Below are 18009 nucleotides of genomic sequence, written 5' to 3'. Positions count from 1 at the left end.
ACTCTTTGACCTGAGCATAATCCTTTCTTTTAACTCCCAAATTATATATATTTAGAGCGTCGAAGTAAATTGGTAGAAAGAAGGTTTTATAATCAACAATCAACCAATAACGAAAAACAAAAATTTAACAATTATGTGGCTAGCAAACTTTTTTATTGCCGGAAGTATTACCATGGTACTGCCATTTATTTCTTTATATGTTGAGTCGTTTGGAAGTTTTTCTGATGCTTATGTGCAAAATTGGTCAGGATGGATATTCGGAATTACCTTTGTTGCAGCCTTTATTTTCGCACCAATTTGGGGAAGAGTTGGGGACAAGTACGGCAGGAAACCATTACTCATTATTTTTGCCATTGGATTAGGACTATCTGTCTTTTTAATGGGCTTTGCCTCTAATGTTTGGCAACTGTTTCTCCTCCGATTATTAATGGGAATATTTACAGGTTTTATTCCGATGTCCCAGGCATTGATTTCTACACAAACTCCACGTCATATTGCTGGTAGAGTGTTAGGCACTTTACAGACCGGAAGTATTACTGGTTCTTTAATGGGGCCGATGCTTGGCGGTGTATTAGCTGACACCATTGGCTTTTCTACCACTTTCAAGTGGACCTCCATCACCGTCTTTATTTCTGCTATTATTGTATGGATTGGCGTAAAAGAGCAACGTCTCCCTAAAGTAGATAGCAAAGAATATCAATCCTATTCTAGTAAGGAAGTATTCCTTCATATAATTAAACACCCTTTATTACTTGTCGTAATGCTGATTTCCGTACTCGTTCAAGTGGCTCACTTCAGTATACAACCCATTCTATCATTGTATGTAGCAGAAATTCACGGTACCGCTAGTATTGCGTTTTTCTCTGGGTTGGCATTTTCTGCTGCTGGACTAGGGAACTTACTCATGACTCGTTCATGGGGAAGACTAGGTGATCGCTTAGGGTATATTAAAATTTTAATCATTCTATTATTTATGGCAGGTATCGTATATTTCCCGGGTGCATTTGTCACAAATATATGGCAGCTTATCGTACTTCGTTTCTTGCTAGGCATTTCAATCGGCGGTATTATTCCTGTAAGAATTGCCTACATTCGACAGGCTGCACCTTTATCCATGCAAGGAGAGGTGCTCGGCTATAATACAAGTCTTCGATTTTTAGGTAATATTATCGGGCCAGCACTTGGTGGAGCTCTAGCAGGTTTTTTTGGTTTTTCTTCCGTATTTTTTGTTACAAGCTCCTTGCTCTTATTGAGCGGGGGCATCATGCTCTCTGCTTGGCTTAAACATCAAAATCGCGAAAAGCAGGCCCATTTCGATGAAGCCTAATTATAAGAGGAAATGCCTTTTTTTAGTCTGACTAATTACCAATCATTGAATTCCGGCTCTATCTGTGTTACAACTATCAAAGTAAGCAGTGTTTTTAGTATTATGAAGCAGAAAGAACGTGATTATTTGGGTATCGTCATCGTTGAAGTGTGTGATGGAAATCAAATTACAACTTTAAATATAGAGGAAATTCTTGAAGCTGAATTTCCAGAAGTCGCTGTATTAGTAAATGATTGTTTATCCTTTTGCGGCTTGTGCAGAGTAAAACCATATGCATTAGTGAATAACAAACGTGTATTTGGAAATACTCCTGAAGAATGCTTGGCTAAAATAAGAGAAGCAATTAAAGAAGAACTGACTCTTTATCAATAAGAGCAGTTCTTCTTTGTTTCGACAGTTCATAGCAATCATCTTATTTCCTGGGAAATATTGTCGAACGATTAATTTCATAATTACTGTTTATACACAACAGCATCCATTTCAACCATAACATCCTTCGGTAAGCGGCTAACTTCAACTGTTGCACGTGCAGGATATGGCTGTTTTAAATAAGATCCATAGATTTCATTTACCGTTGCAAAGTCATCCATGGACGAAAGATAAATTGTAAATTTAACAACCTGCGAAAAATCAGTATTTGCTTCTGTTAAAATCGCCTTTAAATTCTCTAATACTTGCTTTGTTTGTGCTTCGATTCCTTTTACCACTTCTCCATTTGTTGGATCAATTGGAATCTGACCCGAGACGTAAACAAAGTCACCTGCTTGGATTGCTTGCGAATAAGGTCCAATAGCTGCTGGAGCATCTTTCGCATAAATTTCTTTAATCATGGTCTATTCTCCTCCCCATCCGAAAAATTATTAAATGCAAGCTTGTCTTTTTTAATAATAACATGTTCACATCTCTCATTGCTTGTTATATGGAAAAATCGCGTTCTATCGCCGTCATCTTTATCAGCTTTAATGCAAGGCTTCCTTGCAATAACTACTTTCATGACTAGAATATCCTAATTTAAAGCAATAGCGTTGCGATATTGAAGTACATCACGAACATAATAAATATCTCCATAACACGCATTATACTGCTTGGCTTCTTTGCGAAGACATGAATAAATAGTAGGATCTGATGCTTGCTCATACATTTTTCTTGAAAATTCGATCGCTAGATTTTGTGAATAGCTGGACCCCTGTTTCTTGACGAATGAAACAAACCCTTTTCCAAAGTTATAGGATTGAATTGCTAATTCCACATCTCCGTCCGCAGCTTGAAGCGTTTCCGAAAAATAATAAACACCTTGCTTAATCGACTTCTCCGGATCTTTAATACAGCCTCTTTTTCCACAATAGCTTTCGGACGATTGCATTGGATCTTGACCACGTCCACCAGATTCTTGCATCATCATAGCTAACAAAACATCTACATAATTGGATACACCATATTGTTCAGCGTATTTCTTCACGACCGGTTGATAACCATATACCGCTTCGCTTACGAATGCTGTGCTGTCATACTGTGATTGAGGTTCGATATCGTTATGCATTGTCACTGATAGCGCAAATAGTACCACGCATAGAAAAGCAGCAACTAGAAATGCTTTTTTTATCGCTGTTTTTGTTTTTTTTCTCATTTCTATCGTATCCTTCTGTTTTATGAAAAGCTATTATACACAGATTTATCCACAGAAAGGGATTTATCAATTCTTAAGAGATTCATAGAAAAGCAGCTTTCCCTCAAGCTTTATCCACACGCTGTGAATAACTAAAACTTCATCTGAAATGAGGTGTTAGTAGTTATTACGCAAATGACAAGATGAACAACGAAAGAAGCTATCTTTGTGACTAGACTATTTCATCGAAATGGTATAGAGACACCAATTTCATATTGAAAGCATCATTTATCACATGAAGACAGCTTCTTTTATATGTTCATTGCTTTCGTATAGCTTCCCTCTTATTCGGAAGCTACTTGCGATTTATCAGGCTCTGACTCTCGTTTAAGCACAAATTGCAATACAAGCATTACTACAAAGCCTCCTAATCCGATCAAATCAGAGTTCCCCTCCGGGTAAATAAGAAATAGACCAGTGGCTACTGTTGCAATCCGTTCTATCCAGTAAAGCTTTCGATACCAATAACCAATTAATCCCGCTCCAATCGCAAGCATACCTGTGATAGCCGTAAATAAAATCCAAATTACTTCTGTAATTGTTGTATCGATCATTAACAACTCCGGCTGTAACACGAACATATACGGAATAATAAATGCAGCAATCGCTAGCTTTGATGCATTTACCCCCGTTCGAATTGGTTCTCCACCTGAAATTCCAGTAGCCGCAAAAGCAGCTAGGGCAACAGGCGGTGTAATATCCGCAACAATTCCAAAATAGAAAACAAACATGTGCGCCGCTAAAACTGGAATGGCAACTTCAAGCTGATCGTTTAATGCCAGTATAGCTGGCAAAGCGATTGTTGAGGTGATGATATAGTTTGCTGTTGTTGGCGAACCCATTCCTAATATAATCGATGCAATCATCGTAAAAAATAGGGTCAATAGCAATAAACCATTAGGACTAGAGGTGAAACTCTCTGCCATACTTACAAGTCCGTTTCCTAGCTTTAGCCCTAAGCCTGTCTTCGTCACAACACCGACGATGATTCCTGCACTTGCAGTTGCTGCTGCAACACCAAGTGCTGTTCTTGCACCAGAAGTCAATGCTTCGACAAATTTACGTGGTGTGATCCGTGTTTCTTTCAAGAACATACTAACAACGATTGCAGCAATGATTCCATATAACGCTGTTCTAGAAATACTAAAACCATCATATAAAAACCAAACAATCGCAACAATAGGAAGCAGTAAATGTAGCTTTTTAAATACTACTTTCTTCGATGGGATTTCTTCTTCTGGCAAGCCAAGTAGTCCTAATTTCTTCGCTTCAAAATGCGTCATTATCCATATCCCAGAAAAATATAAAATCGCTGGAATTAATGCTGCTTTGGCAATTTCCCAATAGCCTACCCCAGCAAACTCAATCATTAAAAAGGCAGCTGCACCCATAATAGGTGGCATGATTTGTCCACCAGTAGATGATGCGGCTTCTACTGCGCCTGCAAAGTTTTTATGATAGCCCAAACGCTTCATTAGCGGTATCGTATAAGACCCTGTCGTAACCGTATTCGCCACAGAGCTACCAGAAATGGTTCCATTTAGCGCACTTGAAAAAATAGCCACCTTTGCTGGACCACCAGTTCTTCTACCTGCCAATGAAATTGCTAAATCATTAAAATAGTCTCCTACTCCAGTTTTTACAAGAAACGCTCCAAATAACAAGAAAAGAAAAATGTAAGTCGAGGAAACCTGTAACGGGGTTCCTAAAATGCCTTCCGTTGTAAAATACATCGAATGAACTAATTGTTCAAGAGTAAGTCCCCGGTGAGCCAACATGCCTGGCATATATGGACCAAACAAGGAATATATAAGAAATAGACTCGCAATAATGACGATTGGAAGTCCTACAGCTCTTCTTGTTGCTTCAAGCACGAGAAGAATTGCCCCAATCCCAATAATCATTTGAAATTGATCGATTCCACCAAATTGCTGTACGAGCTTATCATAGAACATCGGCCAGTACCCGGTTACGATAATCGACAGTATAGCTAATAGATAGTCATACCAAGCAATTTTTCGCTTTGGTCCTTTTTTTCGTGCAGGGAAAAGCAAAAAAATTAAAACTAGCGCAAATCCCAAGTGAACAGTACGTTGAATATAGGCTGTTTTTTCTCCAAACCAACCAGTGTATATTTGAAATGCCGAAAAAGCAATTAAAATCCCGATAATTACTAACGACATAATTCCAGTAAGTTTTCGTGTATTGGATTCTGTATCATACTTTTGCAGAAGTTCCTCTTGCTGTTCTTGTGTAAGCTTATCCATTTTCTTTGATTCACTCATGGATTTTCACTCCTTTCATAAGTTGCCATAGAGATAAGTTGTCTACCTTTAACTTATAAAATCCGCCTGGGCGGAAGTAATCGTTAAATTGAATTTCCGATTGTCCATTTCGCCCCCAGCGAAGGCGATGGTTAGATACTGTTTTGCCATTTCGTAGCACAAATGATGGAAAAATATTATTTAAATTCTTTATATGGTATTTGCCATCTTCGTAAACAAACTCCTCTCCATTCTCGGCGTTACTAGGCATACCAATACCAAAATGCTCATAGATGATTTCATACTGCTTCATGGAATGGTCAGGAAGAATTTGATATTTTTCGACAACATCCGTTAAGTGGATAGAGTGTTTCCAAACAATCTGAAAATTCCCTCCCTCCTTGAGCGGAAGATAAGCGATAATAGAATTCGAGTTTTCTTTATAAAAAACAAGGGCAGTCCGAAAAGGGACGAAAAGTGCACCTATAATGATGATAAGCGTGAGAAGAGAAATAGCAGTAAGTCGTACATGCTTTTGTTGAAGTTTCATTTGGACCATCCTATCCATAATACAAGGGAGAATGATTGGCAGTGGATTTATATCGGACGTAAAAAGGAAGGCCAGCAGCGTTTGTCTAACAATCGATCGACAACTGGCCTTCAATTCTTCTTATTCGAAAAAAACTATTTTATTCCTTTTTCATCAAAATATTTTTTGGCACCTGGATGAAGATCAATCCCAATACCGTCTAATGCTGATTCAAGTGTGATAAATTCACCTTTGCCATGTTCAATTTTATCAGTATTGTCATAAATGGCTTTCGTAATATCATAGACTACGTCCTCAGATAATTCATCGGTAACTGCTAGCATTGCAAGTACTGCTACTGTGTTTACATCTTCAGGTAACTTATATGTTCCTTTTTTCACCGTATCAGCAGCATAATAAGGGTACTTATTTACTAATTCGTCCACTTTATCCTGTGCAATTGGTACGATACGAACATCTTCTGTAGCTGATAACCCTTCTACAGCACCTGTTGGTGTTCCTGCTGTAATAAACGCTGCTGCAATGTTCCCATCCTGAATACCACCAGTAGATTCACCAAAGTCTAAATTTTGCGCATCAATATCATCCATGGTCATCCCATGTACTTCTAAGATTTGTTCCGCATTAATATATGTTCCTGATCCTGGTGCTCCAACGGATACTTTTTTTCCTTTTAAATCCTCTACAGAGCCAATGCCAGAATCTGCCGTCGTTACAATTTGAATTGTTTCTGGATATAAAGACCCTAATGCTAAGACATTATCTACTTTTTTTCCTTCAAAAGCGTTCTTTCCTTCGATTGCATTTGCAACAACATCCGTTTGAACAAAAGCAAGCTCAGCTTCACCTTTTGATAAAGCGATTACATTGTCTGCCGAAGCATTCGACGTAGCAGCTGTTGTCTCAATTCCTGTTTCATCAGAAATGATTTTCGCCATTTGGCCGCCTAACGGATAGTATGTACCACTTGTTCCACCAGTTAGCAATTGGAGAAATTCTGGCTTATCTCCCTTGTCGCCACCTTTAGCTGCATCATCTTTATCATCAGATCCACAAGCTGCTAAAAAAAGTGATAGTACGAGCAACATTGCAAATGAAAGCATAAAATTTTTCTTTTTCATGCATAGTCCCCCTTAGTATAATTTTGTGCTTTCATCATTGTACAAAATAATGAATAAAGTTGTCAATCTATTACATTGTGAAAATTTAGACAAATAACCTAGTTACAAGGTAGCAAAATGAGTAGCTTTCTTTTGATTCAGAAAGGATTTTTCACGCTCTTTCTTTCTTCAATGATGAAAGTCTCTGACTAATTATTTTTATTATTAAAATAATTGGAATAATGTGATATTATGAAAGAACAAATGAAAAGGAGTTGGTATTCATGATGCAAGTGCCTTTATTAGTTGGTTCCATGCTAGAGCATGCGGAAACATTTTTTTCTAAAAAGGAAGTCATCTCGCAAACACACGACAAGCTGCACCGTTTAACCTATAAAGAAATTGGAAGCAGAACACGTAGACTAATGAGTATATTAGCACAACTCGGTATTCAAAAAGGAGATCGTGTTGGAACGCTTGCTTGGAACCATCATCGTCATTTAGAAATTTACTTTGCCGCACCCGGAATGGGAGCTGTATTGCATACAATTAACATCCGCCTTTCCCCAGAGCATATTATTTACATTATTAATCACGCAGAAGATAAGGTTTTATTTATTGATGAAGATATTTTACCGCTTATCGATAAGATAAAAGATCAGCTACCGACAGTTGAAGCGTTTATCGTTATGACAGATAAAAATGAGCTTCCAGCATCTTCGCTAGCCCCACTTTACTCCTATGAAGAACTACTCTCTACAGGTGATGAAACTTATCCATTTACAACTCAAATTGATGAAAATGATCCAGCAGGAATGTGTTATACCTCTGCAACAACCGGAAAACCAAAAGGCGTTTTATATACGCATCGCGGCATTGTGCTACATAGTTTAGCCTTAGGACTAGCAGATTCAGCAGGTATTTCGGAAAAGGATGTCATGATGGCTGTTGTACCACAGTTTCACGTGAATGCATGGGGGACGCCGTTTGCTTGCACATGGTTTGGCAGTAATCAGGTCATGCCTGGTCCCCGCTTTACACCAAAAAGATTAGCAGCATTTATTGAAGCATATAGCGTCACCATCACTGCTGGTGTGCCAACAATATGGCTTGGCTTAGCACGAGAGTTAGAGCAGGGCGATTATGATACTTCTAGTCTGCGCGCTATTCTTTGTGGGGGGGCCGCAGCTCCTCTAGGATTAATTAAAACATTTGAAAAACGGTTTGGAATTCCGTTTTATCATGCATATGGGGCAACGGAAACAACTCCGCTCGTTACCTTTTCCCGCCTAAAAAGCTATCAACAAAACCTCGATGAGGAAGGTATACTTAAAGAAAGATCAAGACAGGGAATCCTTGTCCCCGGATTAAAAATGAAGGTAGTTGGAAATAATGGCGAAGTTGCTTGGAACGATGAGGAAATGGGAGAGCTCTTATTACAAGGCCCTTGGATTGCAGATGGATACTACAACGATGAGCGAAGTGAACAAGCCTTTATAGATGGCTGGTTTCATACAGGAGATGTTGTTACCGTAGATGAAGAAGGAACGATTAAAATTGTCGATCGCACAAAGGATTTAGTAAAAAGTGGTGGGGAATGGATATCTTCCGTTGATATTGAAAATGCCTTGATGGCGCATGAAGCGATATTTGAAGCGAGTGTTGTTGCTATCCCTCATCCCGAGTGGCAGGAGCGTCCAATTGCTTGTATTGTATTAAATGACGGTTATGAAGACAAGGTTTCCAAAGAGACATTTATTACGTATTTAGAGCCACAATTCCCTAAATTCTGGTTACCAGATGATATTCTCTTTCTCCAAGAAATACCGAAAACGTCTGTCGGAAAGTTTTTAAAAAGGCAGCTGAGAGAGCAAGTTAAAGCTCATTATCAATTGAATGAATAAAGGATGTTTTTTATCGCTTCACGTATTACCCTTGTTTAGCTTGCAGAGAATTTTTCTCTGTAAGCTACTCCATCTCTTAAAGAAAAATATTCCATTTTATTATATTAAAACCAGTTTTTACATCGTTATTTTCTTGACAATATTATGAAAATTCAATACGATATATTTTAGTATATCAATCTGAAAACATTTCATCGGGTTATTTTTTCAGAATAATTAATTATTTTAAACAAATTGGGAAAGGGGGTGGAAGAAGTGACGATTAAAATTGCTGTTTTTGGAAGAAAGGAAATTATAGAACGGGTAGAAGATTGTGTAAAGGAACAACAGGATATTGAAATTATTCCATTTATTTATACAAAAGAAATCGATGTGAATCTATTAATTGACCAAGCTTTTATGTGTGATATCTATTTATTTACTACCCCTTTATCTTACTTGCATGCAAAAGAAAAAATCCAAAAGAAACGGTTACCTGCTGTTCAAATTACATTTGATGAATACATGGTTCTCACTTCATTGTATCGTGTAAGAAATTATGAGAAGCAAGAACTAAAACGAATATCAATTGACATTCATAATGGTACACATGTTACCGAAGTACTCTCCGAGTTAGAAATGCTAGATCGTGCATTTTATACGTATAGTTATAACGACATGTCGCAAGTAAATATAGACCAAATTGTATCGCACCATGTACAACTTTGGGAGGCAGGAAAGATAGACTATGCCCTTACTTCTATTATTGAAGTTGATAAGCAATTAAAACAACGAGCCATTCCAAGTAGCTGTATGATCATACCAAAAACGAATATACTCCATGCAATGGAGCAAGCTAAATCGTTGGTTACTTTTAACAAAAGCCAAAGTGCACAAATTGTGGCAGGGTATGCACGAATTAAACATTTACAAGAAATAGAAAAAATAAAAGGCATACATAAAGTGAGAGAACTTCAATCCAAACTTTCTAGTATTCTTGTCAGATTCACCGAAAAAACATATGCAACATTATTAACGAATAATGAAAATCAGTTCGTATTATTTGGTACACGTGGGATTTTAGATCATATAACAAACCATTATCGTGATTTTCCACTTCTACAAGAGATCGAAACGAGGATAAAGGTACCAGTAGAAATCGGCTTTGGTCTTGGCCTTACTGCCAAACAAGCAGAGGACCACGCACAACAAGCATTAGATATAAGCGGAGAGTCAGAAGGAAGTAGCTGTTATATCGTAAATGATCGTCAGGATATTATTGGACCACTCGGTGTAAAAAAGCATTTCGATACATCGAGACTTTATCAAGCGCTCATTCATAAAGCGCGGTTAAATAATGAGCTTTCCTACAATTTTATCGACTTCGTGACTTTACGAAACAATGAGCCTTTTTCTTCACATGATGTTGCCACGTATTATCGTGTCACAAAACGAAGTGCTGAAAGAACGATAAACAAGCTATTAATTGGGGATGTAATAAAAGTTGTCGGCGAAGAAAAGCCATATGTAAAAGGACGCCCACGAAAGCTATTTCAAATTAATATGTAAAAGCAGAGGAGCATCATGAACCTTAAACAAGGCCATTGATGCTCCTCTTTAAAAGGTTCTGACCTTAACCACCAGAGCGCACCTATTCATTTCTCAAGATTGATTGTCCTTTAGCCACAAGCACCTTGCTTGAAACGGAAAAATGCTTTTTGTTTATTTTAAACATAATCGATAGGGTCTTAAGCTGAACAAAGACATATGGAACGAGCATAATAAAGTAAATTGGTGAAAACTTCGTGACTATTCCATTTTGCACAAATCCCCAATGGATGAAAAACATACCGAGCACCATAAATGCCACTCCTGGGCAAATCAATCCATATGTGCCTGCGTTTTTTCCTTCTCCATGGATCATATCCTCAAAATAGCCAATCTTTTTCAAAACAGCATAGCCGATAATTCCAAATACAAGCTGAATCGAAACAAAGACAGCTAACACGATAAAGAGCGGAAGTGGAGAAGGGTTTGCTTCTTGAAGCAGATTATGATTCACGCCCATGAACAAGCGCACAAATGTAATACCTAGAATCGTCATAATCGGAATAGCCATCCAAATACTTGGACTGCCGATTTTATCAATTCCATGCTCAAACATTGCAGCCGTTCCTAAGATTAAATGGGCGACAAACAATACAATTGCTAATGTAGCGAAAAAGATAGAGAATACTATTCCTATCGTTGACACCCATAACGTGCTACTCATCGCACCAGGTGCCGCAAAGCCAACCGCAATCATAACAAAAGCAAAGACTGCTAGAAGCTGACTAAGGCTATTGTTTTTTACTGGGTCAAACCCTTCCTTCATCAAGAAGCGCGTCATATATCCTTTAAAAATGATTAATGCATAAATTCCTACTGCTGAAAATCCAAGCAATGCAAATGGAAACATGTATTCCACCACATTCCATAGATTTGGTATAAACAATCCTGCAAAAATAAGTAACACATTTATTGTCATCGCCAATGTAAGCGGAATAGCCATGAGTGATACTGCGGCATTTGAGTTCTTCAGCTTCTCAAATGCTTCGGTTTGTTTAAATGCGCGATATTCTTTTATATTCCATAGTAATAGTTGAACATGCTTGTATCCCATAAAAATAATTGCCATTATTGCAATGACAATCAATAGTGATACTGCCATATTCTCTTTTCCAATCAGCGGAAATACGTGTTCAAAATTGGCCATCGGTCTTCCTGGATGCTGCACCATGAACATAAAATACATATAAAATGATACTGCTAATCCACCACTTCCTAATGAGGCTAAAAAGTAGAGCGGATTATAATTGCTTCCTAAATTCTTTCTCATCTTCTATTGTTTCCCCCTTTTTTTATACCCACATGGGTATATATTATAAATGGCAAAAGAGAAATAAACAATCCTTTCAAGTGTTTTTAGGGGGATTCCCCTATACATAGCTCATTCAATCAAAAAGCACCTCCGAAGGATGGCGAGCGCCAACCTCAGAGGTACTTCAAAATGACTTTTCGTTAAATATTTAACAGCTCGCGAATATCTGCTTCACTTAAGCTGGAAAGCATTGTTTCTCCTGGTTGAATTACTTTATCAATTAATTCACGTTTCTTCTGCTGCAAATCATAAATTTTTTCTTCAATCGTTCCTTCCGTAATTAAACGAATTACTTGCACAACATTTTTTTGGCCAAATCGGTGTGCCCGTCCAGTTGCCTGATCTTCGACTGCTGGATTCCACCAAAGATCATAGAGAATAACCGTGTCAGCACCTGTCAAATTTAATCCTGTTCCACCTGCTTTTAGTGAAATAAGAAATACATCGTTTTCCCCATTATTAAAACGCTCACTCATTTCAACTCTTTCTTGTGCAGCTGTTTGTCCGTGGATATAAAAATACCCAATACCTGCTTCTGTTAACTTTTCGATAATTATTTCATGCATGCTCGTAAACTGAGAAAAAATCAGCATTCTTTTTCCATTTTCGATTGCATTTTGAACCGTCTCCATCAGTTGAGCCAGCTTACCAGAAGGACCGTCGTAATTTTCAATGAATAGAGCTGGATGACAGCAGATTTGGCGTAATCGAGTAAGTCCTGCTAAAATTCTCATCCTGTTCTTCTGAAAACTGTTCGTTTGCATCGATTGAGCCGCCTCTTGTTGTAGCTGACGCAAATACCCAACATACAGATTTTTTTGCTCATCGGTTAATTCAGATACATGTACAGATTCAATTTTATCAGGAAGCTCTTTTAATACATCCTTTTTTAAGCGACGTAATATAAATGGCTTTGTTAATGACGCGATTTTTTCATGCTCTAATTGACGAAACTGCTTCTGATTAGGCATTAGACCTGGTAACACTACTTGAAAAATTGCCCACAGCTCATCAATTGAATTTTCTATTGGAGTCCCGCTTAAAGCAAAACGACGACTTGCTTTCATTTTGCGGATCGCTTGAGACGTTTTCGTTGCATAGTTTTTAATAAATTGCGCTTCGTCTAAAATAAGTGTCTGGAATTGCTGCTCCATATAAATTTCAATATCTTGCCGAAGTGTCGCATAAGATGTAATCCATACATCGACTGCTTGGGATTGCTTGATTCGTGCATGGCGTTCAACTGGATTTCCCGTCATAATTGCTACAGATAAAGACGGTGAGAATTTCTCTATTTCATTTTTCCAATTATAAACGACCGAAGATGGCGCGACAATGATATGTGGATAGTCACTTGGCTCGGAAACAATATAGGCTATACTTTGCAATGTTTTTCCTAGCCCCATATCATCCGCTAAAATCCCCCCTAATTGATAGGAGCTTAACGACTTGAACCATTGATATCCTGTTACTTGATAATTTCGCAAGGTAGCATGTAGCTTTTCCGGCAATGGATAGACCTGTTCCTCCGGTGATTTTAACCGATGCAAGAGCGCACGAAATGTTGGATCATAATTTTTCTTTGTATCAAGCAGTTCATCAACTTGCATACCTCGATAAACCGGCATTTGAATATTCCCATTCTGAACATCATCTTTATTAATATTCAAGTCCGCAAAAAATTGCTTGATTGAAGAAAAATCTTCTCCCTCTAGCGATATGATTGCACCATCCTGCATTCGATAATAGCGTTTTTTTTCAATCACTGCATCTAAAATACGGGAGACCTCATCATCATTAACGCCTTCAATATCAAATCCAACCTCCAGTAAATTATTTGCAGATTCCACACGAACACTAGTGCTTGGAGTAGGTTCTGTTTCAAGAAACATACTTCGGAGCTCGGATGTAAGAAATAATTCAACCTGCTCATCAAGCATCGGTAAATAACGATAAAGAAATTCATATAGTTGCTCATCATCAGGAGCTATATACAGTTCTTTGCCGTTGTAATGGAAATTAGCATGCTCAATAAGCTGCATAATCTTTTGTTCTTTTTCAACATCACGAATAATCATGACGTCATTCTGTTTTCTACCATTAAATGGATCAATTTCTTCTGCTCCGTAATGATACAGTAGCTTTCCAATTATCCAATCATTCTTTACTTCTAAATATAGCTTTGCTTTTAAAGGGACTTGAATGATGTCAGCTGCTACATTATCGGCAATATCTACTTCACTTACTTTTTTTAATGACGGAACAACCTCGGAAATAAACATATCTGCTTGCTCGTTAGCAATTGGAAGTGTATCTCCCAACAGACTAAATTTCATGATTTGCTCAATAATAGGAACCTGATCTTTGCTTGGAAAATAGAAGGTTCCTTTATCATAAAGCATTTGATAAGAATCAAAATACGTTACACCTTCCATATGATGCAAATTCAACGTAAGATCTTTTTGTTCGTTTTTAGATAAGGAAAAACGAAAAGGAAGCTGATCCTTGACAATTTGCAGTGGCTGCTCATTTTCACTCTCTTTATTATCAACAATAAAATCTCTTTGGACTAATTGTTCCAAGAGCTCTTCAGCTACGAGCGGTGGAATTACAATTGAGCGCTTCTCGCTTCCTTTATTAAGATAATGATAATAAGCCGGCTCCCGATATATTTCCTCGTTGCGAACGATAGAAAATAACCTTTCTAGGATTTGCATATCTTGTTGTAAAATATAGTGATGCTCTGGTGAATAAATGAAATTTTTCGTAAAAAAATGCCCTCTCCCTAAGTGTACATCATGTAAAAATTCAACAATATCCTTTACAACATAGGAACGATTTTCACCTGCTTTCAGCTCTAAAATCAGGTTTTTTTCATAGCCCCATTTACCAATATATTCGATATGGAGCTCTTTTTTGTCAGGAAAAAAATCGTTTGCTCGCTCCTGTTGTTTGATCATTCCTAATGATTGCATAAACTGTTCGGCTAATTTATAGTTTGGACGTGCTTCGTGGGAAGGGTTGTTGCGTTCTTTTTGAACAACGCTGAGGAGCACCGCTACGATGTGCTTACATGTTTGAAACGTATCGAAAGCTGGACAATCACAATACGTATCAACCGTTCCTTTTTCCATATGCTGTAAATCAATTTCTACAAAATATGGTTCCGTTCCATCAACAGTTGCTGTCCACACCTGATGATTTATATCAAAAAGCAAGTCATTCACTCGATCTTGTTTAAAGTATTGTAATCCTCGTTTATATACAGAAGCTGGAAACAATCGTTCTAAATTAATATCGCTCAGTTTCTTCAAAATCTAGCAACCTACCTTTTATCACTTTTCTTCTATTGTATACAAGAATGATACGTTTTAAAACCATAGCAAAAATTTACTTTTTTTCATGACTTTCTCATACGCAAATAAATCCAAGCCGTAAAGCAGCTTGGATTTATAGTTACGTTCCTTACGAGGTAATGACTTCAAAGATGCTATTTATTAACTTGCTTTTCTTTTTGTTTGAAGGAGTAAGTAAATGTATAGGAGCATGGAAATCAGAACAGAAACAGCCGATGTAATGTATATGATTCCATAATCAAATACAAATGCTAACTGCCCAAACACAATAGCACCTAAGCCGACACCTAGATCAAATGAGGAAAAGAATGTTGCATTCGCCATTCCCTTTCGATTGCTTGGCGCTTTATCAACTGCCCATGCTTGTAAGGCAGGCTGCACACTACCAAACCCCAATCCATAAAAGGCCGCTCCAAGTAAAAGAATAAACGTATTTGGCAGCCATGCTAAAAGAAGCATCGCAATAAAAATCATCAGGGCCCCTGGAAGAAACACGTACAGATGCCCTTTCATATCATAAATTCTCCCTGCAAACGTTCTAGATAGTAATAAGAATAAGGCATATACGAGGAAGTAGGACTCGATACCAGTAATTTGCTTTTCAGCAGCATATAAAGGAAGAAAGGATGCAATCCCTCCAAAAGTAACCGTAATAAAGAATAACAAAATAGCAGGCTGTAATGCCGTTTTCTCAAAAATATCAAATTTCACGGTAACCGATTTATGTTCGGATTGCTCCACTTTTTTATAACGAATATTGGCTGCTAATAGAAATGCTACCAACCCGGATGCCGCACAAATAAGGAAGAAAGCTTTGAACGAAATAACCCCAACAAGATAAAGTCCGAGCGAAGGACCAAATGCTAATGCAAGGTTCCCGGATAAACCGAAATAACCCATTCCCTCTCCTCGTCGTTTTGGCGGTATCAAATCCGTTGCAATTGTTCCTGTAGCTGTAGTTGACAATCCCCAGCCAACCCCCTGCACCATCCGCATTACAAATAAAAACCCGATTGTCGTAATAAAGGCATACGAACCGACGGATATAACAAAAATGGATAAGCCAAGCATATAGACAAAGCGTCGACCTTTTGTTTCTAATGAATGTCCTGCATATGGCCGGAAAATTAATGCAGAAAAGGTAAATATCCCGACAATTAAACCGATAATTTGATCACTTCCACCTAACTCTTTCACGAATATAGGTAGTGTCGGCAATGTCATTTGAAATCCTAAAAAGATAAAAAAATTCGCCACACAAATCATAATAAAATCTCGTGTCCAAATTTTTTCGTGTTTTACTGAATTATTTTGTTGCACACTCATCATTTCACTTCCTTCGATAGTCGAAGTTTATTATACAGGAGTGTGCAGTGGTTGAAAATAGAAACGATATGCGGGATTGCTCCATCCGAATATACCGGGTAATAATCCTGATTTACTAGGTTCTATAATTAAAGGCAAGTGGCTTACTCACCCTTGCCTTTAATGACTCCACATGCAACACGTTCACCCGCATCTCCTGCAGGCTGAGATTCATAGTCGTCCGCCCCAGAATGAATGACTAGTGCTGTTCCACCTTCTTTTAATAGTGAATTTTCTTTTCCTTTTTCAAGGGTTACCATCTTTGCTGTAACCTCTACTTCAACGGTTCCATCCTCTTTCACTTCTATATTCGGAAGATCGCCTGCATGTGGTCCGCCTTCCACATTAAATCCATGCTTTGCATTTGTTGGATTAAAGTGTCCACCTGCCGTCTTAAAATCTGGTGGATTACAAATTCCTTTTTCATGGATATGAAAACCATGAACGCCAGGGGTTAACTTTGATGCCTGAAGTGTAATGTTAACGCCTTCTTTTGTTTGTTCTAACATCGCTTTGCCAATTTCTTCTCCTTCACCATTAATGAGAATCGCCTCTGCTTGCACACCTTCTGAACTAGGCTGTACAGAAGCTTCCATTCCCTGTTCTGTTTTTTCTTGATCCGTATTTTCTTGCTCATTTTGATCATTATCTGCGTTACCACACGCTGCCAGAATCAAAACCATGCTGAACAATACGACAATACTCCACAGCTTTATTTTCATAACATCCCTCCTCGACATGTTATTACAATTATTCACAAATTAGACGAGGAATAAACATTCCATTTTAATTAGTGGCTGTTCTTTTAATCCATATAAAAATGCCTCCAAACATTGTCCCCGTTTGGAGGCTGACTTCCGGTATAAGACCGTTTTAGTGATTTGTTATGCCGGTATTACATCTTTCTTCTGCTTCTTATCTGGGTTATAAGCTTTTATAAAAGGAAGCACCCATCTATCTAAACCATATCTACCTGCATTATATCCTGCTACAAGTAAGAATATCGTTAAGAGAACCATTTGTGCGTTCGTACTTACTGTACCACTGAACAAGAATGCAAAGTTCATCGTAATTCCCATTAGAGCTGCAAAGTTTGTAAAGATACCGAGAATAAGTGCAATTCCTACAAGAACCTCTCCCCAAGCAACTAGAAAACTAAATAATCCTGCGTTTGGAAGTGCGACATGCTCTAAAAATGCTGCCCACCAGCCTTGAACCGCTGGATGTTCTCCTCCCGCGCTGGCAATCGCCCCTTGTAAGAATCCACTTGCATCAAAGCCATTTGTAACTTTACCTAATCCAGCTGTTAACCACGCATACCCGATATAAACACGTATAATTGCTAATACACCAGCGAACACCTTATTGTTACGAATGAAATTTACAATCATCTTCCTCATCTCCTCTTTGTTATTGTTTTCACATACTTTAAATTAATTTGTATCTTTATTACAATATTATAATAACATCTCGCTATACAATTCACATTAAGTTTGTGAATCATTTCACAATATAGAAACAAAGTTGTGTCGGGATTGTGAACAAAGGCTATACACACAACGTAAATAGGGATTAATC

14 protein-coding genes are annotated in these 18009 nt (G+C 37.9%); 4 read left to right on the top strand and 10 right to left on the bottom strand.

Annotated elements, in window-relative coordinates:
* Positions 1–133 precede the first annotated feature (133 nt).
* Positions 134–1327, top strand: coding sequence for an MFS transporter (locus SPK86_RS08620; RefSeq protein ID WP_284140223.1), 1194 nt, complete (start codon positions 134–136; stop codon positions 1325–1327).
* A gap of 126 nt (positions 1328–1453) precedes the next feature.
* Complete coding sequence (locus tag SPK86_RS08615; protein WP_284140309.1) at positions 1454–1699, top strand: DUF1450 domain-containing protein; 246 nt, start codon at positions 1454–1456, stop codon at positions 1697–1699.
* An 80-nt stretch (positions 1700–1779) separates the two neighbouring features.
* Here SPK86_RS08615 and SPK86_RS08610 read toward each other — a convergent pair whose 3' ends face one another.
* From SPK86_RS08610 to SPK86_RS08590, 5 genes are all read right to left on the bottom strand, one after another.
* Positions 1780–2157 (bottom strand): RidA family protein, encoded by a 378-nt coding sequence (locus tag SPK86_RS08610; protein ID WP_284140224.1) that lies wholly within the window; start codon positions 2155–2157, stop codon positions 1780–1782.
* Between the two features lie 176 nt (positions 2158–2333).
* The gene (locus SPK86_RS08605; RefSeq protein WP_284140225.1) at positions 2334–2954 is read right to left on the bottom strand and encodes a lysozyme family protein; all 621 of its coding nucleotides are present in this window, start codon (positions 2952–2954) and stop codon (positions 2334–2336) included.
* Between the two features lie 323 nt (positions 2955–3277).
* The gene (locus SPK86_RS08600) at positions 3278–5278 is read right to left on the bottom strand and encodes a TRAP transporter permease (protein ID WP_284140226.1); all 2001 of its coding nucleotides are present in this window, start codon (positions 5276–5278) and stop codon (positions 3278–3280) included.
* Entirely contained in the window at positions 5271–5807 is a 537-nt protein-coding gene (locus tag SPK86_RS08595) for a DUF1850 domain-containing protein (RefSeq protein ID WP_284140227.1), read from the bottom strand. Before SPK86_RS08595 ends, SPK86_RS08600 begins: the two co-directional genes overlap by 8 nt.
* Before the next feature lie 134 nt (positions 5808–5941).
* Complete coding sequence (locus tag SPK86_RS08590; RefSeq protein WP_284140228.1) at positions 5942–6928, bottom strand: TAXI family TRAP transporter solute-binding subunit; 987 nt, start codon at positions 6926–6928, stop codon at positions 5942–5944.
* Positions 6929–7191: 263 nt separating this feature from the next.
* On the opposite strand from SPK86_RS08590, the gene SPK86_RS08585 reads away from it, so the two are divergent.
* Positions 7192–8811 carry a long-chain fatty acid--CoA ligase gene (locus tag SPK86_RS08585; protein ID WP_330949117.1) on the top strand — a complete coding sequence of 540 codons (1620 nt, stop codon included), beginning with the start codon at positions 7192–7194 and terminating at the stop codon, positions 8809–8811.
* A gap of 255 nt (positions 8812–9066) precedes the next feature.
* On the top strand, positions 9067–10359 hold the full coding sequence (locus SPK86_RS08580) for a hypothetical protein (RefSeq protein ID WP_330949116.1): 1293 nt from the start codon (positions 9067–9069) through the stop codon (positions 10357–10359).
* Between the two features lie 82 nt (positions 10360–10441).
* Here SPK86_RS08580 and SPK86_RS08575 read toward each other — a convergent pair whose 3' ends face one another.
* The 5 genes from SPK86_RS08575 to SPK86_RS08555 form a co-directional block, all read right to left on the bottom strand.
* Positions 10442–11668 carry a TsoY family (seleno)protein gene (locus SPK86_RS08575; protein WP_284140230.1) on the bottom strand — a complete coding sequence of 409 codons (1227 nt, stop codon included), beginning with the start codon at positions 11666–11668 and terminating at the stop codon, positions 10442–10444.
* A 182-nt stretch (positions 11669–11850) separates the two neighbouring features.
* A complete protein-coding gene (locus SPK86_RS08570; protein WP_330949115.1) occupies positions 11851–15024 on the bottom strand; it encodes a DEAD/DEAH box helicase in 3174 nt (1057 codons plus the stop codon).
* A gap of 183 nt (positions 15025–15207) precedes the next feature.
* Complete coding sequence (locus SPK86_RS08565) at positions 15208–16392, bottom strand: MFS transporter (protein ID WP_284140232.1); 1185 nt, start codon at positions 16390–16392, stop codon at positions 15208–15210.
* 143 nt (positions 16393–16535) lie between these two features.
* Positions 16536–17153, bottom strand: coding sequence for a superoxide dismutase family protein (locus SPK86_RS08560; protein WP_284140233.1), 618 nt, complete (start codon positions 17151–17153; stop codon positions 16536–16538).
* A 162-nt stretch (positions 17154–17315) separates the two neighbouring features.
* Positions 17316–17822: a DoxX family protein gene (locus tag SPK86_RS08555; protein WP_284140234.1), complete on the bottom strand. Its 507-nt coding sequence runs from the start codon at positions 17820–17822 to the stop codon at positions 17316–17318.
* Between the last annotated feature and the right edge of the window lie 187 nt (positions 17823–18009).

Source organism: Virgibacillus sp. MG-45, from assembly GCF_036409425.1.
Classification (GTDB): Bacteria; Bacillota; Bacilli; order Bacillales; family Amphibacillaceae; genus LDC-1.
The sequence above is the reverse complement of the archived record's forward strand: the minus strand, read 5'-3'. Positions and strand labels throughout refer to the sequence as shown.

Excerpts from the sequence above, each read along its gene's own strand:
- SPK86_RS08585 (WP_330949117.1), top strand. The coding sequence starts at position 7,192 with ATGATGCAAGTGCCTTTATTAGTTGGTTCCATGCTAGAGCATGCGGAA.
- SPK86_RS08575 (WP_284140230.1), bottom strand. The coding sequence starts at position 11,668 with ATGAGAAAGAATTTAGGAAGCAATTATAATCCGCTCTACTTTTTAGCC.
- SPK86_RS08565 (WP_284140232.1), bottom strand. The coding sequence starts at position 16,392 with ATGAGTGTGCAACAAAATAATTCAGTAAAACACGAAAAAATTTGGACA.
- SPK86_RS08590 (WP_284140228.1), bottom strand. The coding sequence starts at position 6,928 with ATGAAAAAGAAAAATTTTATGCTTTCATTTGCAATGTTGCTCGTACTA.
- SPK86_RS08560 (WP_284140233.1), bottom strand. The coding sequence starts at position 17,153 with ATGAAAATAAAGCTGTGGAGTATTGTCGTATTGTTCAGCATGGTTTTG.
- SPK86_RS08555 (WP_284140234.1), bottom strand. The coding sequence starts at position 17,822 with ATGATTGTAAATTTCATTCGTAACAATAAGGTGTTCGCTGGTGTATTA.
- SPK86_RS08600 (WP_284140226.1), bottom strand. The coding sequence starts at position 5,278 with ATGAGTGAATCAAAGAAAATGGATAAGCTTACACAAGAACAGCAAGAG.
- SPK86_RS08620 (WP_284140223.1), top strand. The coding sequence starts at position 134 with ATGTGGCTAGCAAACTTTTTTATTGCCGGAAGTATTACCATGGTACTG.
- SPK86_RS08610 (WP_284140224.1), bottom strand. The coding sequence starts at position 2,157 with ATGATTAAAGAAATTTATGCGAAAGATGCTCCAGCAGCTATTGGACCT.
- SPK86_RS08605 (WP_284140225.1), bottom strand. The coding sequence starts at position 2,954 with ATGAGAAAAAAAACAAAAACAGCGATAAAAAAAGCATTTCTAGTTGCT.
- SPK86_RS08595 (WP_284140227.1), bottom strand. The coding sequence starts at position 5,807 with ATGAAACTTCAACAAAAGCATGTACGACTTACTGCTATTTCTCTTCTC.